The sequence below is a fragment of the Xanthomonas sp. WHRI 7065 genome (genome assembly GCF_040203115.2).
Taxonomy (GTDB): Bacteria; Pseudomonadota; Gammaproteobacteria; order Xanthomonadales; family Xanthomonadaceae; genus Xanthomonas; species Xanthomonas arboricola.
In genome coordinates this window covers 159,062-181,441 of sequence record NZ_CP168194.1, presented here as the reverse complement: position 1 = coordinate 181,441, position 22,380 = coordinate 159,062, and the positions used below count along the sequence as shown (strand labels likewise).

The following is a 22,380-nucleotide window of genomic DNA, read 5'->3' as shown; positions in this document are numbered from 1 at the left end:
AAGCTTATTGCCTGCTTTTAAGGCACTGCCAGCGTGTTGTTGCACTGAGTCACCTCAGCAACCTCGCCTTCCGTCACCAGACGCAACCGCGCGCCCTTGCCAGCGCTGCCCTGTAGCATAGGCAACCGCACAACCGCCGTCCTAGGCACCAAATCCCGAGGAGCCTCCAACGCCGGAAACGCCGCCCGCGCCAACTCCTTCCCACGCGCATCCTCCAGCACCACAAACCCGGCCGGAGCGTCGGCATGACCGAGGCTGTGCACTATCACTTCGATGGCGTCCGCGGTCACGCGCACATCGCCGTGGCCAATGCCCAGGTCCGGGCGTAGTTCGACAGGGGTGGTGGCTGCAATGCGTTCGAGCTGCAGGACGGTGGTGCGGCCTGCGGGGAAGTCGATGTCGATGGAGGCGCTTTTTTCGAAAGCGATCTCTTGCGTCTTGGCGTTGCTGTCGAGCTTGCCGTCATTGCCTTTGCTCACGCCTTGGGTGATGCGCCATTGGCCCGGGGCGACGTTCCAGCCGGTCATGCTGGCGCGCTGGTTTTTATTCGATGTGTTGTAGGCGATGACGGTGAAGCGGTCTTGCTGGGGTGCGGGGATGGCGATGGCCACTTGGGTGGCGGCCTCCGGGTCATTGAAGCGCCAGCTGACGGTGTGGCCGGGGTAGGTCTGGTTGCGCTTGAGCGCCACGCCGCCTAGGCGTGCGCGTTGCAGGTTGACCGTGGGGGATTCCACGCGGTCGCTCCACCAGTGGCCTTCGGTGTTCATGTAGAAGTTCTGCAGTTTCTCCCGCGCCTCGCTGCGGTAAATGGCGGCGAGATAATCCAGATTGCCGGTCTGCTCCCAGGCCACGTGGTGCGGGAAGTCCGGGGCGCTGCCGTCGTCCTTGTTTGCGGCATCGATGAGCTTGCCGCTCCAGTCGCTGCGCTTGCCCATGACATCGAGAAAGTTTTCGTTGAGCAGCGAGAGGCCATTGGGGCCGCTGTTGGCGACGCGGTAGTCGATGGGCTTGAGATAGCGCTGCTCGCCGGTGAAGCGGTAGGCGGCCCAGAAGGTGTGCAAGGTGTCGGCGCCGCCGCTGCCTTCGAACAGTTCGCCGCCGCGGGTTTTGCCGGTTTGCCAGTTGATCTCGTTGGGCAGCGCCCAGTTGCCCTTGGCGTTGGTGTAGGCGTGGGCGAGATAGCCGTCTGCTAACCCGGTGACGATGCGGCGGCTGTTGGGGTCGGCGTTATAGCCGCCCAGCAGGATGGCCGGGTGCACGATGGGGAAGGAGTACGGTTTTTGCCATTGCCAGTTGGGCTCGCGGTAGACCTTGCGGCCGCCGAACCAGTTGCTGGCGAACAGCAGGTGGCCTTGCGGGTTGACCTGGATGATGGTGTCGAAGGCCTTCACCGTCTGCATCAGGCGCTCGACGGTGCGCGGGTCGCCCCAGTTGAGATATAGCAGGGCGCTGTTGAGGTTGATGCCCTCCTCATACGAATGCAGCTCGTCGGTTTCGATGGTGGACAGGCCGTTGGTGAACATGCCGTTGCGGTAGTTGGCATCGGACAGCGCCAGCATGGAGGCGTTGAGCATGTCCGGGTCCACGCCCATCAGCGCAACGCCGGGCCATTGCTGCACCAGGTCCGAGTCGTCGGAGATGCCGCCGCCGAAATCGCCGTAGGCCACCTGGCGTTGCTCGATCCACCAGCGGATGTAGCGGCGGGTGGCGCTGAGGTCCTGCAGCTGCCAGAACGCCCAGGCGGGAACGCCCTTGGGCACGGCGGGCAGTTCGACAGGCAACGCGCCCTGGTTGGCGTAGCTGATGTCGTTCCAGTACTGGCGGCCGAGGGCCTGGTCCGGGTCGACGCGCAGCAGGTCGGTGATGTCGGCATCCAGGCGCTTGTAGAGCAGCTGGCGCTTGGAGGTGGTGTGTTCTTCCACCAGAAAGCCCCAGTTGTCCTTGACCTGGTTGAAGCGGTCGGCGACGTGCTCTTCGATGGCCTCGGCGCGCGGCTTGAACACCAGTTGCAGCTGGGTGCCGTCGAGCGCGTTGGCGTTGAAGCCGGGCGCGGCGGCGGCGATGCTGAGCATCAGGCTGTCGTTGCTGAGGATGCGGTCGCGCAGGTCCAGCCATAGCGTGCGGGCTTGGCCGGGGACGACCGCCACCGAAACATCGATCATGTCGCGCGCGGGCCAGATGGGGTCCTTGATGCGGATGTTGAGCGGGATGCTGCCGTTGTGGGTGGCCGGCAGATTGAGCGCCGGCAGGGTGATGGCGATGCCGTCCAGGCCGTCGTGCATGTTCTCCCAGCCGTAGGACCAGCTGCGCATCAGCGCCTGGTCCGGCGGCGGGTTGCCCAGGCTGGAGGGCACCAGGATGTGCACGATGGGTTGCTGCGCGCTTGCTGCGGCTTTGTCGCTGGGGCGCTTGCGCGCCGGCGCCTTGGTGGGCAGCGCGATGACGGTCTGCCGCTCGCCGGGCGGGTAGCGGCCGGCGATGACATCGCGCAGCGGGGCGAGGTTGTCGTAGTCGGGCTGGATGTCGCTGCGCACGGTGTAGCTGAGTTGCGCGCTGCCCTTGGGCACCTCGCCTGGCTGCACGTTGTAGGCCCAGATTTCCTGGATGGGGGTTTCCTGCGCGGTGTTGGCAAAGCGCAGCGTGCCGCCACGGCGCTGGGCGAACTGGTCCACGCTGCGCACCACGCCCTGGCTGCGCGCGAACAGCGGCTGCGCCTGTGCATTGGGCGCGGTGTAAGTGGCCTGGCCATAGGCGGCACCGCGTAGCTCGATGCGGTTGAAGGCCTCGTCCGGCAGGGTGAGGTCCAGCGCCTTGCCGCCTTCGACATAGGTGTTCCAGTCCGGCAGCTGGAAGTAGTCATCGCGCCCCGGGAGCCGGGAGCGGTTGTAGACGCCGGGCCAGGTGGTTTCGGCGATGCCGTCGGTGGCCTTCCACATCCATTGCTTGAGGTCGCGTGCGTCGGCGAACTCCACCTTGCGGATGCGGGTGACCGGTGCGTCCAGCAGCGGCGGTGCGTGGCCGTTGTCCCAGCCAAAGCGGTGCAGGAAGGCGGCGTGCTGCGCGTTGCCGGTGGGTGCTTCAGCGGTGGCGGGCTCCTGCAGGCGTGCGAGCGCGGCGGCGCCGCTGGCGTCGAGCATGCGGTCGTAGATGCGGATCTCGTCGAAGTCGCTGCCACGCAGGAAGTTGTAGCGGCTCTGCACCTGGTGCGGCGACATCACGCGGCCGGCCAGGCCGAACTGGTCCAGCGCGGCGTCGAAGTCGAGCGCGCCGCCGTTGGCGCAGGGCGCACCGCAGTCCACGCGTGCGGCTTCCTTGCCGTCCACGTACAGGCGCACGCCGCGGGTTTCGTCCCAGGCAAACGCAATGTGGGTCCAGTCGCTGGCGGCCGGGGCCTTGTCGAGCTTGAAGGAGACGCGGGTGCGCGCGAGGTTGGCATCGGTGACGAAGGCATCGAAGCCTTGGCCGTTCCAGTCGATGCGCAGCCAGGCCATGTCCCAGCTGGTGTGGTCGGCATAGCCGACACGGAAGATCACGAACGGCGCCTCGCCCACGGGATAGCGTGCGCGCCAGAAGAAGCTCAGCGTGCCGCGCTGGGTGTAGAGGTTGCCGGGCGCATTCCACGACAGCACGCCGTCGTCGGCCCATTCGATGGCGTTGCCGCGTTTGCCGGTGGGCACCAGGGTGATCTTGTCGCGGAAGTTGGGCACGCCGTCGCCGCGGGCCACATCGGCCTGCAGGTCGCGGTCGGCCGACACCCGGAACAACAGCTCCGGCGCGGTGGTGGTGGCCGCGCTCACCGGCAGCGCGATCAGGCACAGCATTCCCAACAAGAACTTCGACACGCTCACCTCGTCAATTCCAAAACGTAAAACAGCCACCGCGCGCTTGCACGCGGTGGCGACGACGCACTTACAGACCGTTGGCGGTGCGCCACTTGGGAATGTCGTCCTTCAACAGCTTGTCCGGCCAGGTGCCGTGCCAGGCATAACCGACGCGGCGCTCGTTGGGCACCTGCATGTACTCGGTCAAGGCCTTGCCGTCGCGGTTGGCGTAGAGCGGGCGTTGATTCTGCAGGTCGTAGAAGCGTGCCCATAGTGACGCACCCGGTTGCGCGACGAGGATCACGTCCTGGCCGGTTTCCTGGGTGGGGTCGTCGATCTTCTTGGTGGCCAGATCGCGCATGCGGTGGGTGTCGAACCAGCGCGCAGCGGCCTCGACCGCGCTCTTGATCTGCGTGGACGGGTTTGGCTGGCGCATCAGAAAGCGCACGATGCTGACCGACTCGCTGGAGGCCAGCGAGGCCAGCTCATACGCGCGCGCCTTGGCCGGCTTGAGCGTGACTTCGTCGTACTGCGCGCCCCAGATGGTGAGCGTGCCGCCGATCTTGACCTGGGTGGCGAGTACGCATTCCAGCCCCTTGGTCACCGCCTGGCGGGCGCGTGCACCGTGGCTGGCACGCAGCAGCGCGCCGGTGTCGCCCTTGCCCTCGCTGATGTCCTGCAGCAGGTTGAGCACGCGCACCATCGCATCGTCGTTGTAGGTGATCTGGTGATGGTAGGACGACAGGTCCGGGTAGAACTGCGGCCAGCCGCCGTTGGCGTATTGCGCGGTGAGCAGATAGTCCACGCCGCGCTTGGCGGCAGCCACGTACTTGGCGTTCTTGTCGGTCTTGTAGAGCGTGGAGAGGTAGCCGATCTCGTAGGTGGTGGCCTTGTTGTCGATGGTGGCGTCGTCCTTGCGCCCGGGTTGCTGCAGCTCGGCGATTTCCGCAGCGGTGAAGGTGCGGTTGTAGTCGACGGCAACGCCCTTGTACTGCTTGGACCAACCACCGGAGGCGGTCTGCAGCAACAGCATGTTGTCGGCGATCTTGTCGGCCAGTGCGGACAGCGGTGCCAGCAGCAGCGCGGTGGCGAGGGCGAAGGTGGTGAGCTTGCGCATCAGAACGGCCTCCAGGTGCCGAGGATGGTGTTGCGATCCAGCGCGGCGGCCTGCGCAGCGGTGAGCTGGCGCGACCACTTCACGCGGCGCGACGGGTTGGCGCCGGCGCCGCTGCTCTGGTATTCGCTGTAGCGGGCGGTGGCCTCGTTGGCGGCGTTGCCCCAGTTGTTCCAGCCCTCGGGCAGGATGTGCGCGCCCAGCTGGCTGCCGATGAAGCTGACGCTGGCATACGGCCGCCACGGCCGGCCCAGGAACACGCGGGTCACGCCGCTGGCAGCGGTGACGCGCGCATTGCGGAACACGAAGCCGCGTGCGCTCTCCTGCGGGGTGGAGGCGGCGGTGAGATAGCCGTCACCCAGCGAGTGCAGTTGCACGTTCTCGAACAGCGCGGTGCCGGCGCCGAACACGAAGTCCACGGTGCCTTCGACATAGCAGTCGAGAAAGTAGGACAGCTTGGCGCCGCGCAGGTACAGCGTGTCCTGGTAGCCCAGAAAGCGCACGTTGCGGAACGCGGCGCGGTCGCCATCCACGCGCACCGCCACCGCCTGCCCGACCGGGCCGGCGTGATTGCCGAAGCTCAGTTGCTCGGCAGTGAAGTCGTTGCCGGCGATGATGACGCTGGACGAGCCGGAGGTGCCGTACTCGGTGCCGGTGGCCGGATTAATGCGTGAGGCGTAGTTGTCGTAGGTGATGATAGTCTGGGTGGCGCCGGCACCGGTGAGCTTGAGCGCCGGTGCGTTGGACGGCACCACGATCAGTTCCTGGTAGGTGCCGGCGCCGATGTTGATCTGCGCGCGTTTGCCGCCCTGCACGGCGGCATCGATGGCGGCCTGCACGGTGCGGTAGCCGGCGCTGCCCTGCTTGGCCACGGTGTAGACCGGGTCGGCGGCAATGGCGGCGTTGCTGCCGAGCGACAGCCCCGCCAGCAAGGCGGTGGCAGCGAGAGTACGTAACACGATCCTGCGATGCGGTTGCATGCGTTGCTCCTGTCAGAACTTGTAGCGCGCGCCGATGTAGTACTGGCGCCCGGTGACGGTGTACTTGTCGGGCAGTTCCAGCGTGGAATCGACGTAGCGGCGGTCGGGGGTGTCGAGCAGGTTGATGGCCTCAAACGTCAGCGACAGCTGGTCGTTGAGCTTGTAGGACATGTTGAAATCCACGTTTTCCACGCTGTATTTGCCGGTCACGTCGGCCGTGACCAGGCGCTTGCCATCCAGGTCGTAGACGTCTTCCTGGGCGAGGATGTTGTTGATGTAGCCATCGCGGTAGCTGGTGGACACGCGCGCACTGAAGCGGCCGTCGTCGTAATAGACGGTGGCGTTGTAGGACTGCGGCGAAAGGTTGAGCAGGTCGCGCTCGGTGGCGGTGGTGGTGATGCTGGTATTGCTGCTGCCGGCGGTACTGAACAGGTAATTGATCTTGGAATCGACCTGGGTGTAGTTGAGCTGCACACCAAAGTTGCGCCAGAAGCCGGGCAAGAAGTCGAAGGCCTGCTGGTAGGTCAGCTCGAAGCCCTTGAGCGGGCCGCCGGGCGTGTTGAAGTAGCTCTGCACGTTGAAGATGGTGTCCGGGGTAAAGCCTGCGGGCAGCAGATCCAGCGAGTAGCCCATCGCTTCCCAGGTGCTGAGCACACGGGTGCGCTGCACGTAGCTGTCGATGTCCTTGTAGAACACCGCCGCCGACAGCAGCGAGCCCTCGCGGAAGTACCACTCGGCGCTGAGGTCGTAGTTGGTGGAGCGGAACGGGTCGAGCTTGGGGTTGCCCAGGTTGATCGAGAAAAAGCGCCCGTCGTCGAAATACTGGGTGGGGCCGCCGCTGACGCTGGGCGACAGATATGCCAGCGTGGGGCGCGCCATGGTCTTGGCCGCGCCGAAGCGCAACACCACCTCGTCGCTGACGTCCCAGGACAGGTTCAACGAGGGCAGGATGTCGCGGTAGTTGTGGTTGACGGTGGTGGGCACCAGTAGGCGCTCGCCGGCCGCGGCGGTGGCGCTGGCCACGCCGAAGAACGACTGGCAGTTGGGCGAAATCGCACCGGCCGCAGTGGCCGTGCACGGCGCATAACCGCTGGCGGCGATCTGCGTCTGCACATAGCGCACGCCCAGGTTGCCGCGCAGCGCGCGGCCCCACAGGTCGGTGTTGAAGTCCAGCTGCAGGTAGGTGCCCAGGCTCTTTTCGTTGACGGCGAAATTGTTGTTGGACGAGCCGAAGTGGCCGACATCGGCCAGCCGGTAGTCGCCGCCGGGCACACCGGTGTCGCAGTCGCAATTGATGTTGAGCAGGTCGGCGACCTTCTGGAAATCCGGAATCACCCAGGTGGTGGGGAAGCTGCCGTTCAAGCTGCGGCCGAAGCCGTCCAGGTTGGTGCTCAAATCGCCCACGCCCACGCCGGCCGGCAATGCCTGCGCCAGTCGCCCGTAGGAGATGTTGCGCGACTCCGACGTGTCCATGTCGTAGTTCTTGTAGGCCAGCCCGGTGCGGAAGGTGAAGGTGGGGCTGATGTTGAATTCCAGATCCACCTTGGCGGTGTCGAAGGTGTTGCCCACCGACTGCGGGTTGAGCCGCACCTCGCTGATGTTGGTACCGCGCGCGGTGCCGTTGCTGTTGACCGGCACTGCGCCGTAGCCCAGCCACTGCCAGTTGTTCGGGTTACCCGCGTCGAACGGGAAGGTCATGCTGGGGTAGTCGCCGCCGCCGCGCCGATCCAGCACGAAGCCGTCCAGGTTGGTGTTGTCGAAACTCACCATCGAAAACTCGGGGCGTTCGTAGTCCGAGGTCGAGTGGCCGACCAACGCGTTGACGCGCACCTGGTCGTTGAAGCGGTGCTGCAGGTCCAGGCTGAACTGCTTGAACTCGGTGGATTCTTCGATGTTGCTGGATTCGGTGCGGAAGTCGACGTTGTCGAACACGCCGTAGGTGAGGCGGTTCTGGTCGTCCACCTGCGCCTCGCGCACGGCGATCTGGGTCTTGCCACCGAAGTTGGCGGTGCGGTGCAGGTTGGCACCGACCGAGTCTTCGCGCTGGTCCTTGTCCAGCTTGGAATACAGCATGTCGAAGTTCAGCAGGGTGTCGTCGCTGACCTTGAATTGCAGCGCGCCGGTGACGCCCAGGCGTTTGATCTCGTGGTCGGTGCGGATGTAGCGCGGGTAGCGCGGAATCCAGGCATTGGTGGCGGTTTCGTAGGCCTGGATGTTCTCCGGCGTGTTGGCCGGGCGCGCGATGCCGGTGCCGCAGTTGGTGGCGCTGATGCCGTAGCTGCCCCAGCCGTTGTTGCGGTCCTGGTTGGCCTGCGAGCCGACCCCGGCAGGGGTTTCGTTGGCCAGCGGGTTGCGCGGGGTCTGCGGGTTGTAGCCCACCGGCGAACAGAAGCCGTAGGTGCCGTTGTTGGTGGCGGTGCTCTGGTTGGAGTTGCGGTAGTTGCCGTGCTCCCAGCGCACCGGGTTGTAGCCCTCTTCGCGCAGATGGCGCTCGCTGTAGGACACCGACATCAGCGCGCCGACGCGGCCATCGGCCCAGATGTTGCTGATCAGGCCGGAAAAGCGCGGGTCCTTTTCGCGCGAGAGGTCGTTGTAGCCGTATTGCGTGGACGCGGCCGCTTCGAAGCCGTCGAAGTCGAACGGGCGCGAGCCGCGCAGGTCGACCGTGGCACCCAATGAGCCTTCGTCCATCTGCGCCGACTGGGTCTTGCTGATGGTGACGCGGCTGAAGAGTTCGGAGGCAAAGGTATTGAAGTCGAAACCGCGGCTGCGGTTGACGCCATCGCTGCCGCTGCCGGCGGTGGCCAGCGCTTCCAGCCCGTTGATGCGCACGCGGGTGAAGTCCGAACCCAAACCGCGCACGGAGATCTGCTTGCCCTCGCCGCCTTCGCGGTCGATGGAGACGCCGGCGATGCGCTGCATCGATTCGGCCAGGTTCAGATCGGGAAACTTGCCGATGTCTTCGGCATAGATGGCATCCACCTGCTCCACGCTGTAGCGCTTAGCATCCAGCGATTGCTGCAGGCTTTCGCGGTAGGTGGCCTTGACCTGCACGCGGTCCAGGTCGACCGCATCGGTGGGCGTGGCCGGCGGGCCGACGGCTTGCGCGGCAGCGCTCACACCGTGCAAGGCCAGGACGATGGCCACCGACAGACGTGCGGCGGACAGGCGGACGCCTGCCTCGGCGGCGGGACGACGCAAACGGGCTTGCATGATGCACTCACTCCAATGGCACTGGCTGCAATGACGCGCTCAGCCTCCCCACGGGCCACCGGCGTCGACATGAGCGACCGACAGCACCGCTGCGCAGTCGTCAGGCGACTGTCCGCTGCGTGGTGCCTGACGCTTCCAACATCACGCCCACCGCGTTGCATGCGTGCAGCAACGGCAACGCATGCGCAGCGATCAGGCGTCGGATCGGGGCCCGCTGCGCGTGTGCGCAGCGGGCAGACAGCGGGTCAGAACTTGTAGCGCAGGCCCAGCAGGTACTGGCGGCCGGTTTCGGCGTACTGCAGCGGCAGCTGGCCGGTGCGCGGCGAGGACACCCATTCGTCGGAGGCTTCGTTGGTGAGGTTGATGCCTTCCAGGCTCAGCTCCAGCTGCTTGCTGATCTTGTAGCGCAGCGAGGCGTCGAGGATGGTGGTGCCGGTCATGCCGTGCACGCCGTCGACGTTGAAGCCGGTTTCCGCACCCGGTGCCTGGGTGAGGTAGTCGTCGCGGTTGGTGGCCGACACGCGCCCGGCGAAGGATTCACCTTCGTAGAACAGCGTGGCATTCCACGACGAGCGCGACAGCCCGAGCAGGTCGTTCTTCATCACCGGTGCGCCGCTGCTGGCCAGGTACTGGATCTGCGAATCGACCCAGGTGTAGTTGAGCTGCACGCCCAGGTTGGCCCACTTGCCCGGCAGGAAAGTGAAGGGCTGGGTGTAGTTGGCTTCCACGCCCTTCAATTCGCCGCCCGGGGTATTGAGCGGGATGCTGAAGGCAAAGTCGTCGTTGACGGTGGCGCCGGTGCCCTCCAGCAACGAGGCCGGCAGGCCGCTGCTGGAGTACGGACGCACTTCGCGCGCGGTCTGGATGAAGCTCTCGATGTCCTTGTAGAACAGGCCGACACCGAGCATGGCGCCTTCGTTGAAGTACCACTCCAGGCCGAGGTCGACGTTGGTGGCTTCGATCGGGTCCAGGTCCGGGTTGCCGCCGGCCACGGTGCGCGCACCACCGGCCACCGCCACGGTCACGCCGGGAGTGAGGCTGCCCAGGCCGGGGCGGCTCATGACCTTGGCCGCGCCCAGGCGCAGCAGCAGGTCCGGTGCCAGCTCGGCGACCAGGTTGAACGAGGGCAGCGTGTTGTTGTACTTGCGGCCCACGGTGGTCAGCGCCGGTGCGTTGTTGATCAGCGCATAGCCGGTGGATTCCTGCTCGGTGCGCACATAGCGCACGCCAAAGTTGCCCGACAGCGGGATGGAACCCAGGTCGGTGGAGAACTCGCCCATCAACCACACGCCGCGGTCCTTTTCCTCGACGCTGCGGCTGTTGTTGACGCGCGGCGCCACGGCGAAGGTACCGCTGTTGCTGTAGATGCCGAACAGGTCGGCCACCGCATCCAGGTTGGGCACCACCCAGCTGGACGGGCTACCGTTGATGCCCTTGAGCCCGGCCTGTTCGGTCAGGTCGGCCGGCACGATGGTGCTGCCGTTGGCAAAGGTGGGCACGGCCAGTTCGTTGGCGCGGCGCAGCTCGACGGTGCTGAAGCTGTAGTTCTTGGCCAGCACGCCGCCCTTGAGGCGGAAGCCGGGGCTGATGTTCCAGTTGAAGTCGATCTGGCCGGTGTCGAAGTCGTTGTCCACCGACTGCGGACGCAGGCGGATTTCGGCCAGTTCCCAACCGGCGGGGTTGGTCGGGTCGATGCCGTAATTCAGCACCGGCGCGCGGCTGTTGCCACGGTAGTCGTAGCTGTACCCGTCGACGTCGTACTTGTCCATGATGATGGTGGTCTGCACCGGGTTCTCGTGCGCAGAGCGCGAGGTGCCGACCCGGGCATTGATGCTGAAGTCGTCGTTGAAGCGGTGCTCCAGGTCCAGGCTGACCTGGGTGAACTTGGTGTTCCACTCGTCGTGGCGGTTTTCCGAGCGGATATCGACATTGTCGAACTCGCCATAGACCAGCGCGTTGTTGCGGATCTCGCCGTTGCGCACGATGGTGCCCGGCTTGCCGTCGCGCTCCGGCCGGCGCGGGGTGAGCCCGTCGCGGTTGCGGCTGAAGGAGATCGCTTCGATGTAGTGCTCGTCGCGCTTGGCGTCGATCTTGGAATACAGCGCGTCCAGCGACAGCGTGGTGCGGTCGGTGGGCTTCCACTGCAGCGAGCCGGTGACGCCCAGGCGTTCCTGGTCGTGGATCTGCTGGGTATAGCGCGGGAAGCGCGGGTGGTAGACATCGGCCGAGCGCGCCGCGGCGTACGGCGAGGCGGCACTGAAGTTGCCGTTGCTGGGGCCGTTGGCCCAGCGGCCGGTGTTGGCGCCTTCTTCCAGCACTTCGCGCTCGGTGTAGGCCACCGACAGCAGGGCACCGAAGGTGTTGTCGGCCCAGGTGTTGGCGATCAGCGCGGCCACGCGCGGGTTGGCCTTCTCGGCCATGGCGTTGTAGGCGGCCTGACCGCTGGCGGCGAAGGTGAAGCCGTTGTAGTCGAACGGGCGCGCGGTGCGCAGGTCGACGGTGGCGCCGAGCGAGCCTTCTTCCACATCGGCCGAGGCGGTCTTGCGCGCGATCAGCTGCGAGAACAGGTCCGAGGCGAACACGTTGAAGTCGAAGCCGCGGCCGCGGTTGGTGCCGCCGCTCTGGTCGCCGGCACCGACGGTGGTGAGCGCTTCCATGCCGTTGATGCGCACCCGGGTGAACTCCGGGCCCAGGCCACGCACCGAGATGGCGCGGCCTTCGCCGGCCTCACGGGTGATCACCACGCCGGGGATGCGCTGCAGCGACTCGGCCAGGTTGAGGTCGGGGAACTTGCCGATGTCCTCGGCGACAATCGCATCGACCACGCCGGCTTCGCCGCGCTTGATGTCCAGGGCCTTTTCCACCGAGGCGCGATAGCCGGTCACAGTGACGGTGTCCAGGTCGACGGCCGGTTCTGCGGGCGCTTGGGTGGTTTCTTGTGCTGCCAGGTGGCCGCTCAGCGCAAGGCCGATCGACAACGCCAGCAAGGTAACCGGTGTCTTCCGGCTGGTGGTCCGAAATTGCATGTCCTCCCCTCCCAAGGGTCCATGAACAACATGAAAGTCTGGTTGTGAGCGGCAATGACACCGCTGGTCAAAACGACGTTACCAGCTGAATCCTCCCGTAACATCTTGCAGCGCAGCAGAAAACGTCACCAAATTTGCCCAAAAGGGGTGCAAGCGGTCACTGCGCGTCGCATCATGGGCCTCGCCCGGCGCGTTTGGCGCCGGCTAGAATGACACCGATGGTCATCCTGACGCGCGACGGTTCCCCCCCACCGTGACGCACCACACAGCCGAGGTAATTGCCGCATGAGTCGTGCCCGTATCCTGTGCTTTGGAGAGTTGTTGCTGCGCCTGGGGGCGCCTGGTCACGAGCTGCTGCTGCAGCAACCGCGGCTGGACGTGCATTGCGGCGGGGCCGAGGCCAATGTCGGCGTGTCGCTGGCGCATTTCGGCCATGACGTGGCCATGGTCAGCACGGTGGCGGACAACCCGCTGGGTGCGGCGGTGCTGGGCGAGTTGCGCCGCCATGACGTGGACACGCGGCATGTGCGGCGGGTGGATGGGCGCATGGGGCTGTACTTCCTGACCACCGGCGCGATCCACCGCCCCAGCGAAGTGGTCTACGACCGCGCCGACTCGGCGTTTGCGCTGGCCCCGGCCGACGCCTACGACTGGCCGGCCCTGGTGGACGGGGTGCAGTGGCTGCATCTGTCCGGGGTCAGCCCGGCACTGGGTGCGGACGTGGCGCAGGCCACGCTGGCGGCCGCGCGCGCCGCGCGTGCGGCCGGGGTCAAGGTCTCGTTCGACGGCAATTACCGGCCCAAGCTATGGCAACGCTGGCAGGGCGATGCGCGCGGCATCCTGCACCAGCTCTTCGCCTGTGCGGACGTGGTGTTTGCCGACTACCGCGACATCGGCGTGGTGCTGGGCGGCGAGTTCCCGCAGGACACGCTGGAAGCGCGCGTGGAAGCGGCCGCGCGGCAGGCCTTTGCCGCATTCCCGCAGCTGCAGCTGATGGCCTGCACGCAGCGCGTGACGCATAACGTGGACCACCACAGCCTGGGCGCGCTGCTGGTGCCGCGCAGTGGTGCGGTGGCGCGCGCGCCCAGCGAGGAACTGAGCCCGATCATCGACCGCATCGGTGGCGGCGACGCGTTTGCCGCCGGCGTGCTGCACGGCCTGATCGAAGGCTGGTCGCTGGACGACACGGTGCGCTTCGGCCTGGCGGCCGGCTGCCTGAAGCACTCGATTCCCGGCGATTTCAATCCGCTGTCGGTGGCCGATGTGCAGGCCTGCGTGGGGGATGCGCGGTTTGATGTGCGGCGCTGACGCGCTGGGAATCGGGAATCGGGATTGGGGAATCGTAAGAGCTTAAGAGCGCTGGCGCTTCAGTCTTCTGGTCGCCTATCTAGTTGAAACGCTGCAGCGTATGAAGCGCGCTGCAGCGCGACCTGACCAGAAGCGGCTAACGAAACTACTGGGCGGGGCCATCAGGTACCCGCTGCATCTGTTGCCCGCCCCACTTCAGATCGCCGCCTTACGGCTACCGCGTGCGCGGCGCCTGTTCGCGACCCATGCCATGACGGCGCTCACCAGCACCACGCACACCGAGGCGGGGATGCTGAAAAACGAGGCAATCAGCAGCGCATCCTGCCAAGGAGGTGCCGAGCCGTCCTGCATCACTGCAGCGCACACGACCGCGGTTGTGATCGCAAAATTGACGGTGGCTTTCAGCGCAATGTGCACTCGCATAACGCGCAACAGCACGGCGCACACGGCGCTGACGAGAAATGCCAGCAAGAGATGAGCGATCAGTTTGTCCATCGGGTGCTCGTCGAATCAGCCGCCGGAAGCCATGACGCAACACTGCAGCAGCGCGCGCATCAACGCGGGTCGATAGCGCATCCCGCCGCAGGGCCGCGCAACGCCACCACGGCCGGACCTATTAAGACGGCCAGCATGATCTGCCGGCCGTTTTCAACCTCATTGGGCTGGGAACTCCAGGCGCGGAGCAACCGCTCTTGCGATTCTCCATTCCCGATTCCCGATTCACCCCAACTCGATGCAATCGAAGGTCACGTCCGTCTCCACATCGGCGTCGTAGTCCACATCGTCGCGCTCGAAGCCGAACAGCTTGAGGAACTCGTGCTTGTAGCCGGCGTAGTCGGTGAGCTGGAACAGGTTCTCGGTGGTGACCTGCGGCCAGAGCGCCTTGCAGGCGTCCTGCACGTCGTCGCGCAGTTCCCAGTCGTCCAGGCGCAGGCGATTTTCGGCGTCCACCTCGGCGGGCTGGCCGTCTTCGCGGTACAGGCGCTCGCGGAACAGGCGGTCGAGCTGCTCGATGGTGCCTTCGTGCAGGCCCTTTTCCTTCATGATCTTGTAGACCATGGAGATATACAGCGGCATCACCGGGATCGCCGCGCTGGCCTGGGTGACCACCGACTTGAGCACCGCCACGTTGGCGCTGCCGCCGCGCTTGGCCAGGCGCGCGTTCAACCGCTGCGCGGTGTGGTCCAGATCGACCTTGGCCTTGCCCAGCGCGCCGTGCCAGTAGATCGGCCAGGTGATCTCGGTGCCGATATAGCTGAAGGCCACGCTGCGCGCGCCGTCGGCGAGCACGCCGGCGCCTTCCAGCGCGTCGATCCACAGCTCCCAGTCCTGCCCGCCCATCACGGTGACGGTGTCTTCGATCTCCTGCGCGCTGGCCGGCTCGATCGAGGCCTGGATGATGGTGTCCTTGTTGGTGTCGATGGCGGTGGCGGTGTAGGTGTTGCCGATCGGCTTGAGCGCCGAGCGCTTCACTTCACCCGTGCCCGGCAGCTTGCGCACCGGTGAGGCCAGCGAATACACCACCAGGTCGACCTGGCCGCCCATCTCGGTCTTGATCAGCTCGATGACCTTCTCGCGCGCGGCATCGGAAAACGCATCGCCGTTGATCGACTTGCTGTACAGGCCCGCCGCCTTGGCGTGCTTGTCGAACGCGGCGGAGTTGTACCAGCCGGCGGTGCCGGCCTTGCTGGGGCTGCCGGGTTTTTCGAAGAACACGCCCAGCGTGTCGGCACCGAAGCCGAACGCGGCGGTGATGCGCGAGGCCAGGCCGTAGCCGCTGGATGCGCCGATCACCAGCACCTTCTTCGGGCCGTCGTTGCGGACGCCGCGCGCGCGCGTGGCCGCGATCTGCTCGAGCACATTGCGCTCGCAGCCAAGCGGATGCGTGGTGGTGCAGATGAAGCCGCGCACTTTGGGATGGATGATCAACGTGGACTCCTGGTCAGCAAGATGCTGGCGGCATCTTAATCGCTGGCCTGCTGGCGAAACAGCCTGAGGCGCACCACACGCCGCTGTATGGCGCTGCATGAAGCCCGCCTGCAGCGCCAGGCATGCCGCACGACCGGGCATGCATCTTCCGCGCACGGGCGCGAACGAACGGCGATCACCATCGATTTCCTGCATCAGCGCCTGTGCTACTTTTGCGCCTGCCGTGCCGTGCCTGGCCGCGCCTGATGGCGATCGTCGAGGCCCCTCCCACCGTGCGACCGGTATCCGAGCGATGTCTCTTCGAAGCGAGCGCGTCACGCAGCTGGGCTCCGTCCCGCGGTTTCGGCTTGGGCCCTTGCTGGTCGAGCCGGAACGGCTTGCGCTGATCGACGACGGCCAGGCCATCGCGCTGGAACCGCGCATGATGGAAGTGCTGATCGCGCTGGCCGAACGTGCCGGCGAGGTGGTCAGCGCCGAGCAGTTGCTGATCGAGGTGTGGCACGGCAGCTTTTACGGCGACAACCCGGTGCACAAGACCATCGCGCAACTGCGCCGCAAGCTGGGCGACGACAGCCGCCAACCGCGCTACATCGAAACCATTCGCAAGCGCGGGTACCGGCTGCTGCCCAAGGTGGTGTTTCCCGACGATTATCGCGGTGCGGTGATGGGCACGCAGGTGTGGGGACACGGCAGCCCGTACGTGGGGCTGCAGGCGTTCGATCCCGCACATGCCGAGGTCTTCTTCGGCCGCAGCCATGCGATTGCGCAGGTGCTGGGCGCGATGCGCGCGCAATTGCACAGCCAGCGCGGGCTGGTGCTGGTGAGCGGTGCCAGCGGCTGCGGCAAGACCTCGTTGCTGCGCGCCGGCGTGGTGCCGTTGCTGGCGCAGCCCGGCGGGCTGGATGGCCTGGAAGCCATTGCGGTGGCGTATTGCAACCTGGCGCAATGCCGTGGCGGCGATGTGCTCGACACGCTGGCGCGCGCACTCGGCGACTGGGCAGCGGGCGGGCGCGCGGTGTTTTCGCCGGCGCAGATGGCGGCGTTGCCCGAGTGGCTGCAGCGCCCTGCCCCGCTGCATGCGGCCATTGGCGAGGCGATGCGTCAATGCCCACCAGCGCGCGACAGCGCGCAGACCCAGCGCCATCTGCTGCTGGTGATCGACCACGCAGAAGCGCTGGTGGCCACGCCCGGGATCACCGATGCCGACCGCGCCGCACTGGCCGCGGCCTTGCAGGCGCTGTGCAGCAGCGCGCAGGTGGCGGTGCTGATGCTCACCCGCAGCGATTTCTACCCGCGCCTGATCGACGCCTTGCCGCAGATCGTCGAACTCAAACGCGGCGACGGCCATGTGGATCTGCTGGCGCCGCGCGATGGCGAGATCGGCCAGATCATCCGCGTGCCGGCGGCCATGGCCGGGCTGCGTTTCGAAGAGGACCGCGACAGCGCCAGCCGGCTGGACGATGTGCTGCGCGATGCCACCGCGCGCCAGCCCGATGCCCTGCCGTTGCTGCAGCATCTGCTGCATGCCTTGCACGCGCAACGCAGCGACGACGGCCTGCTGACCTTTGCCGCTTACCGCGCATTGGGCGGGCTGGAAGGCGCATTGGCGCACCATGCCGAACACACCTTCCGTGCCCTGCCGGCTGCCGCACAGGCGGCATTGGGCGAGGTGCTGAGCTTGCTGAGCGTGATCCATCCCGACAGCGATGCGGTGACCGCGCGGCGTGCGCTGTGGTCGGCCCTGCCGGCGCACGGCGCAGCGCGCGTGCTGGTGGATGCCTTCGTGCAGGCGCGCCTGTTCGTCAGCGAGCTGGTGGCCGGCGAGCCGGGGTTTGCGGTCGCGCATGAAGCCTTGCTGCGGCAATGGCCGCGCGCGGCCGAGTGGATCCACGAAAACCGCCGTCTGCTGCAGGCACGCAAGCGGCTGCAGCTGGCCGCACAGCGCTGGGCTGCCGAAGGCCGGCGCAGCGATCACCTGCTCAACAGCGGGCGCCCGTTGAGCGAAGCGCGCGAGGCGGCGCGGCGCATGCCGCAGGATCTGGATGCGCTGGATCACGCGTTCCTGCATGCCTGCGAGCGCTCGCAACGGCGACGCCGCGGCCTGTACGCAGCGGCGGCGACCTTGCTGGTGGTGCTGGCGAGCGCCTCGATGCTGCTGGGTTGGCAGGCGCGGCAAGCGCAGCAGGTGGCCGAACAACGGCGCGACCAGGCCCAGCAACTGGTGAGCTACATGCTGGGCGACCTGGCCGAGCAGTTGCGCACGGTGGGCAACCTCAAGCTGCTCGACAGCGTGGGCAGCCGCGCGCTGCGCTATCTGGAAGACCTGCCCAGCGCGAGCATGCAGCCAGGCGATCTGATCAACCACGCCCGTGCGCTGCGCACCACCGGCGAGGTGCTGATGAACCAGGGCAAGCTGGACGAGGCGCAGGCGGCATTCACGCGTGCCGCCGCCACTGCCGAGCAGGCGCGTGCACGTGCACCGGCGTCCCTGGAGGCGCACGCCGAAACCGGGCAGACCGCGTATTGGCTGGGCGATCTTGCCTACCGGAGCAAGCAGTTGCCCGTGGCACAACGCTACTGGTCGCAGTACCTGGCCGCCTGCGAACACCTGGTGCGCGCCGCGCCGCAGGATCCGCACTGGCAACTGGAGCTGTCCTACGCCCTCAACAACCTCGGCACACTGGCCAAGGAACAGGGCCGGACCGGCGCGGCGATCGGCTTGTTTGCACGCTCGATCGCCCTCAAGCGCCAGTTGCTGGCACACACGCCGGACAACGCAGCGCTGCGCTACGAGCTGGTGGACAGCCTGTCCTGGCTGAGCCTGACGCAGGAAATGCAGGGCTCGCTGGCTCCCGCCGAGCAGGGTTACCGCGAGCAGATCGCCATGCTGCGTGTGCTGGTCGACCGCGATCCCGACGCGCATGCCTGGCGCAGGCGTCTGGCCGGCTCACTGATCCGCGTCTCCAACCTGGCGCTGGCGCGCGGCCAGCTGCACCAGGCGCAGACCGATGCGCAGGACAGCCTGCGCATGCTGCAGGCGCTGGTGGCCCTGCAGCCGGACAATGTCGCCTGGCGCCGCGATCTGGCGCATGCCGACGCCCAGATCGGCTGGATGGCCGCGTTGGACGGGCAGCCCGAACTGGCGGTGCGGCACCTCGAGCGCGCCCGCCAGACCATGGCCGGGTTGCTGACACAGGCGCAACCGCTGCCGGAGTGGCAGTGGCTGGACGCCATCATCGCGCTGCGCCTTGAGCGCGTGCAGCGCACGCGCGCGGGCAACCACGCCGATGGTCTGGTGCCGATCGTTGCGCAACTGGATGCCCTGCACCGCGCCAGGCCCGACGATCTGCTCGGCCTGGCCGCGCTGGCCCAGGCGCTGGTCTGGCAGGGCGAACACCAGGCCGCCGCCGGCGACGCAGCCGGCGCCCGCGCGGCGTGGCAGCGCGCGGTGGCGGTGTTGGGCAAGGACATCGGCAACAGCCGCGACAAGAACCTGCTGGACCCCTGGATTCGCGCACAGGTGCATCTGGGCCAGCGCAGCGCCGTTACGCAACAGCTCGGATGGCTGTATCACGCGGGCTACCGCCACCCGGGATTCGTCTCCCTCTATGCCCCGCTTTTCAAGGAACAGGACAGCTCATGACGGACTTCAAGATCAAGCTCACGGTGGCGCGGGTGGGATTCGGCGGCAACACCGGTGCCGGCGAGTATTTCTACAGCTTCGCCCCGGACCTGCTGATTGTGGACAAGCACGACAAGGCATCGACGCTGCTCTATTACTTCGATGAAGACGTCGTCCCCCGGCATTTCAAGATCAGGAGCCTGCTGAGTTCCGATGCCTTGAAACAGATCGGGCAACCCACGATCAGCCCCGACGGCCGCAGCGTGCATGTCACCAATGCCAATAGCGTCCCGACCCTGATCTTCCTGACCATCATCGTCGAGGACGAAAGCCGGAAGGACAAGAAGACCTGGTTCAGCTGTGATCCCCAGGTGGGCAACGATCCGCAGATCAACCCGCAGGAAACCCCGCCCCGGCCGTAAGCCCTGCGTCGACACCTGCCTGGCGGCTCGCCGCCCGGCGGTGTGTTGCTGCGGTGTGTTGCTGCGGTGTGTTGCTGCGGTGTGTTGCTACGGTGTGTTGCTGCGGTGTGTTGGCGCGGCACAGCGTGCGCATGCACAAGACTTGGGCCAGCGACGACCAAACCGCTGCCGCAGGTACCTGAGGTCGACCTGCACACTGGACCAGCTGCCACCGGATGACACTCATGGCTGTCCCGGTGTATCTCGCTGCGAGCTGGCTGGCGTGCGCGTTGCCGGGCGCTCAGGCCAACCGTAGATCGCGGCAGGCAGGCCCGCCGCGGTGTCGCCCGCGTCGCCTGGCGACGTTCTTACTTATCCCACGCAGTCCCGCGCGCGCGGCTGGATGCCGGCCGGCGCGGCCGCCAGGCCGGCAATGCAGTGCGGCGCCACCGGGTGCCGCCGGTCATCGCGCTCGGAGCCGTTGCTGAAAGCCACCTTGAACTGGCCGCGGCTAGACCACGCGCCGGGCGTGCCGGCAGCGATGCGATGGGTGCTGCCAACGCCACGCCCTGCCCATGACCGACAGGCCGGGCCCGGGCTGCAACCGCCCTGGTCGGTGTGGGCGGACAAGCTGTCGCAGGTTCGTGCCGCCGCGCCCTGCGCGGTCAGGTCGCAGGGCGCCACGCCGACACGCAGGTCGCGCTCGGTTGGCGGCTGGGTATGCAGCGCGGCCTGGACCCAGGCGATCGGCAAGTCGGCCTGGGTAGGCGCCGCCCAGGCGCTGGTGGACAGCACGACGATCAACACGAACAGATACCGGACCAGGCGCATGACGGACTCCGCAGCGGACCGGAGCGCGGCGCGTCCCCGAGCGACCTCGGTGGCCGCCGGACGACCTTCCCGCCTGGCCGCCCACACGACCTGACGGCAACCTTACGGTTGTTGCCCAATCCTGCCGAAGCCGGCAAATTCCTTATGAAACAACGCCATGCAACTTGGTGAGATCGTGTCCGATTCCCGATTCCCGAGTCCGCTCTGACCAATCCCCACTCCCGACTCCCCACTCCCGACTCCCCAATCCCCGCCCTCAAATCACCCGCAACGTGATCGCCTTCAACACCGCCCTTGTGCGGTCGCGGGTGCCGAGCTTTTCCAGAATGGTGGAGACGTAGTTCTTCACCGTGCCTTCGGCCAGGAACAGGGTGCGGGCGATCTCCTTGTTGGAATAGCCGCCGGCGAGCAGGCGCAGGATCGCCACCTCGCGCTCGCTGAAGGTCTCGCGCGGGGGCTGCTGGTCGCGGAACTGGTAACGCGCCCGCACCGGGTCGGTGCTGACCGGCTGCAGCAGGGTCTCGCCGTGGGCCACCCGCTCGATCGCCTCGCGCAGGTCTTCCGGGGCGGCGTCCTTGAGCAGGAAGCCCTGCGCGCCGGCCTCGGTGGCGCGCAGCAGCAGGTCGCTGTCGTCGAAGGTGGTCAGCAGCAGCACCGGGGTACGGTCGCCACGGGCGCGCAGTTGCTGCAGCGCCTGAATGCCGTCCACGCCGGGCATGCGGATATCGCTGAGCACCACGTCCACCGTGGTGCTGACCAGCGCGTCCAGCAGGCCCTGGCCGTCGTCGGCCTCGCAGACCACCTCCACGCCCTGTTGCTGCAACAGCGCGCGCAGGCCGGCGCGGACCAGGATCTGGTCGTCGGCCAGCGCGATGCGATGTGCACTCATGCCGGTAGCCTCGCCATCAGGTGCATGCCGCCAGTGGGCGTGCGGCCAAGCTCAAGCTGCCCGTGCAGGGCGGCCAGGCGTTCGCGCATGCCGGTGATGCCGTTGCCTTCGCGGATGCGCTCGGCGCGGCGGCCATCGTCGCAGATGTCCACCTGCAGCTGCGCGCCCGCGCACTGCAGGTGCACCGCGACCTCGTTGGCGTCGGCATGCCGCACCGCGTTGGTCAGCGCCTCCTGCACCAGCCGCAACAGCAGCTCGGCCACGCGGGCATCGGTGATGCGCACGGCCGGGTCGATCTGCAGGCGCAGCGCCGGGCGCGGGAACGGTGCGGCCAGCGCGCGCAAGGCGGTCTGCAGGTCCAGGCCCTGATCGTCACGCAGCGACTGCACCACGTTGCGGATGTCCGACAGCAGTTCGGCCGACAGCTGCTCCACCACCGCGACCTCGTCGCGCCGCGCCAGCGCCGGGTCGGCGCCGAGCAGGCGCAGGTTGATGCGCATGGCGGTGAGCTTGTGCCCGGCCACGTCGTGCAGTTCGCGCGCCAGGCGCAGGCGCTCGGCATCGCGCGCGCTGTCGGCCAGCAGCGCGCGGGTGGCCAGCAGGTCGGCATTGACGTAGGCCAGCGCATCGCGCGCACGCTCGGCGCTGCGCGCGTAATGCGCGGTCAGCGCGGCGAAGGCCTGGAAACCGGCGTAGATGCCGACGATCAACCACGGTCGCTCGAACCCGGCCTGCACCAGCAGCGCATACATGCCCGCGTTCAATACGAGCGCCAGCAACAGCACGCGCACCGGTGGCCAGGTCATGCCCGCCTGCGCCACCAGCATGACCAGCAGCACCGGGGCGGTGCCGGCACGCGGCTCCATCCACACCAGCAGCAAGGCCAGGACCGCCTGCAGCAACGTGGCGACAGTGCGCAAGGCATGCAGCGACGGCAACACGGTGTGCAGCAGAAACAACGCGGTGAAGCCGGCCAGCACGCCCCAGCGCCAGGCGCCCTGCGGTGACGCATCGGGCATGAACGACAACGCCACCGCCGCAATGGTGAACGCACCGGCCAGCCGCAGCGGATGCGAGAGATGACTCAGGGAAGAATGCATGCGGCGATGCTGACGGCCGCGCGGCCACTCGGCAATGGTGCGCGTGCAGAAAGTGACTTCCGGCAGGTGGGATCGATGACCTGCGGCCCCTGTGCCGTGCGCAGCGCGTGCGCACACTGGCATCACCCCGCCACCCCATCGCCACG

General features: G+C 67.0%; 13 protein-coding genes. 3 read left to right on the top strand and 10 right to left on the bottom strand.

Going from position 1 to position 22,380, the window contains the following annotated elements; translation table 11 throughout:
• Positions 1 to 17: 17 nt before the first annotated feature.
• From ABQY64_RS00725 to ABQY64_RS00705, 5 genes are all read right to left on the bottom strand, one after another.
• Positions 18 to 3,821 (bottom strand): LamG-like jellyroll fold domain-containing protein, encoded by a 3,804-nt coding sequence (locus ABQY64_RS00725; RefSeq protein WP_374151373.1) that lies wholly within the window; start codon positions 3,819 to 3,821, stop codon positions 18 to 20.
• Between the two features lie 88 nt (positions 3,822 to 3,909).
• The gene (pelA, locus tag ABQY64_RS00720) at positions 3,910 to 4,938 is read right to left on the bottom strand and encodes a pectate lyase (RefSeq protein WP_349779638.1); all 1,029 of its coding nucleotides are present in this window, start codon (positions 4,936 to 4,938) and stop codon (positions 3,910 to 3,912) included.
• Entirely contained in the window at positions 4,938 to 5,915 is a 978-nt protein-coding gene (locus ABQY64_RS00715; RefSeq protein ID WP_349779637.1) for a pectinesterase family protein, read from the bottom strand. The genes pelA and ABQY64_RS00715 overlap by 1 nt, the downstream gene beginning before the upstream one ends.
• A gap of 12 nt (positions 5,916 to 5,927) precedes the next feature.
• Complete coding sequence (locus tag ABQY64_RS00710; protein ID WP_349779636.1) at positions 5,928 to 9,128, bottom strand: TonB-dependent receptor; 3,201 nt, start codon at positions 9,126 to 9,128, stop codon at positions 5,928 to 5,930.
• A gap of 245 nt (positions 9,129 to 9,373) precedes the next feature.
• On the bottom strand, positions 9,374 to 12,154 hold the full coding sequence (locus ABQY64_RS00705) for a TonB-dependent receptor (protein ID WP_349779635.1): 2,781 nt from the start codon (positions 12,152 to 12,154) through the stop codon (positions 9,374 to 9,376).
• Positions 12,155 to 12,439: 285 nt separating this feature from the next.
• Between ABQY64_RS00705 and ABQY64_RS00700 the strand changes: the two genes are divergently transcribed.
• Positions 12,440 to 13,462 (top strand): sugar kinase, encoded by a 1,023-nt coding sequence (locus tag ABQY64_RS00700; RefSeq protein ID WP_211921518.1) that lies wholly within the window; start codon positions 12,440 to 12,442, stop codon positions 13,460 to 13,462.
• A 195-nt stretch (positions 13,463 to 13,657) separates the two neighbouring features.
• On the opposite strand, the gene ABQY64_RS00695 is transcribed toward ABQY64_RS00700, so the two are convergent.
• Positions 13,658 to 13,957 (bottom strand): hypothetical protein, encoded by a 300-nt coding sequence (locus ABQY64_RS00695; RefSeq protein ID WP_349779634.1) that lies wholly within the window; start codon positions 13,955 to 13,957, stop codon positions 13,658 to 13,660.
• 225 nt (positions 13,958 to 14,182) lie between these two features.
• A complete protein-coding gene (gene fabV, locus ABQY64_RS00690) occupies positions 14,183 to 15,391 on the bottom strand; it encodes an enoyl-ACP reductase FabV (RefSeq protein ID WP_104553781.1) in 1,209 nt (402 codons plus the stop codon).
• 292 nt (positions 15,392 to 15,683) lie between these two features.
• Here fabV and ABQY64_RS00685 point away from each other — a divergent pair, with 292 nt between their 5' ends.
• Together ABQY64_RS00685 and ABQY64_RS00680 are read left to right on the top strand one after the other, a co-directional pair.
• Positions 15,684 to 19,034, top strand: a complete 3,351-nt coding sequence (locus ABQY64_RS00685) for a winged helix-turn-helix domain-containing protein (RefSeq protein ID WP_349779633.1) — start codon at positions 15,684 to 15,686, stop codon at positions 19,032 to 19,034.
• A complete protein-coding gene (locus tag ABQY64_RS00680) occupies positions 19,031 to 19,435 on the top strand; it encodes a hypothetical protein (protein WP_047126440.1) in 405 nt (134 codons plus the stop codon). Before ABQY64_RS00685 ends, ABQY64_RS00680 begins: the two co-directional genes overlap by 4 nt.
• A 351-nt stretch (positions 19,436 to 19,786) precedes the next feature.
• Here the strand turns inward: ABQY64_RS00680 and ABQY64_RS00675 are convergent, their stop codons facing one another.
• The 3 genes from ABQY64_RS00675 to ABQY64_RS00665 all read right to left on the bottom strand — a co-directional run bounded on the left by ABQY64_RS00675 (position 19,787) and on the right by ABQY64_RS00665 (position 22,357).
• Positions 19,787 to 20,245: a hypothetical protein gene (locus ABQY64_RS00675; RefSeq protein WP_349779632.1), complete on the bottom strand. Its 459-nt coding sequence runs from the start codon at positions 20,243 to 20,245 to the stop codon at positions 19,787 to 19,789.
• Positions 20,246 to 20,501: 256 nt separating this feature from the next.
• Complete coding sequence (locus ABQY64_RS00670) at positions 20,502 to 21,134, bottom strand: response regulator transcription factor (RefSeq protein WP_024939865.1); 633 nt, start codon at positions 21,132 to 21,134, stop codon at positions 20,502 to 20,504.
• On the bottom strand, positions 21,131 to 22,357 hold the full coding sequence (locus tag ABQY64_RS00665) for a sensor histidine kinase (protein WP_349779674.1): 1,227 nt from the start codon (positions 22,355 to 22,357) through the stop codon (positions 21,131 to 21,133). The genes ABQY64_RS00670 and ABQY64_RS00665 overlap by 4 nt, the downstream gene beginning before the upstream one ends.
• Positions 22,358 to 22,380: the final 23 nt, after the last annotated feature.

Bases quoted from the DNA above. Each gene is read 5' to 3' on its own strand.
- ABQY64_RS00725 (WP_374151373.1), bottom strand. From the start codon at position 3,821: ATGCTGTGCCTGATCGCGCTGCCGGTGAGCGCGGCCACCACCACCGCG.
- pelA (WP_349779638.1), bottom strand. From the start codon at position 4,938: ATGCGCAAGCTCACCACCTTCGCCCTCGCCACCGCGCTGCTGCTGGCA.
- ABQY64_RS00715 (WP_349779637.1), bottom strand. From the start codon at position 5,915: ATGCAACCGCATCGCAGGATCGTGTTACGTACTCTCGCTGCCACCGCC.
- ABQY64_RS00710 (WP_349779636.1), bottom strand. From the start codon at position 9,128: ATGCAAGCCCGTTTGCGTCGTCCCGCCGCCGAGGCAGGCGTCCGCCTG.
- ABQY64_RS00705 (WP_349779635.1), bottom strand. From the start codon at position 12,154: ATGCAATTTCGGACCACCAGCCGGAAGACACCGGTTACCTTGCTGGCG.
- ABQY64_RS00700 (WP_211921518.1), top strand. From the start codon at position 12,440: ATGAGTCGTGCCCGTATCCTGTGCTTTGGAGAGTTGTTGCTGCGCCTG.
- ABQY64_RS00695 (WP_349779634.1), bottom strand. From the start codon at position 13,957: ATGGACAAACTGATCGCTCATCTCTTGCTGGCATTTCTCGTCAGCGCC.
- ABQY64_RS00685 (WP_349779633.1), top strand. From the start codon at position 15,684: ATGTCTCTTCGAAGCGAGCGCGTCACGCAGCTGGGCTCCGTCCCGCGG.
- ABQY64_RS00680 (WP_047126440.1), top strand. From the start codon at position 19,031: ATGACGGACTTCAAGATCAAGCTCACGGTGGCGCGGGTGGGATTCGGC.
- ABQY64_RS00675 (WP_349779632.1), bottom strand. From the start codon at position 20,245: ATGCGCCTGGTCCGGTATCTGTTCGTGTTGATCGTCGTGCTGTCCACC.
- ABQY64_RS00670 (WP_024939865.1), bottom strand. From the start codon at position 21,134: ATGAGTGCACATCGCATCGCGCTGGCCGACGACCAGATCCTGGTCCGC.
- ABQY64_RS00665 (WP_349779674.1), bottom strand. From the start codon at position 22,357: ATGCCAGTGTGCGCACGCGCTGCGCACGGCACAGGGGCCGCAGGTCAT.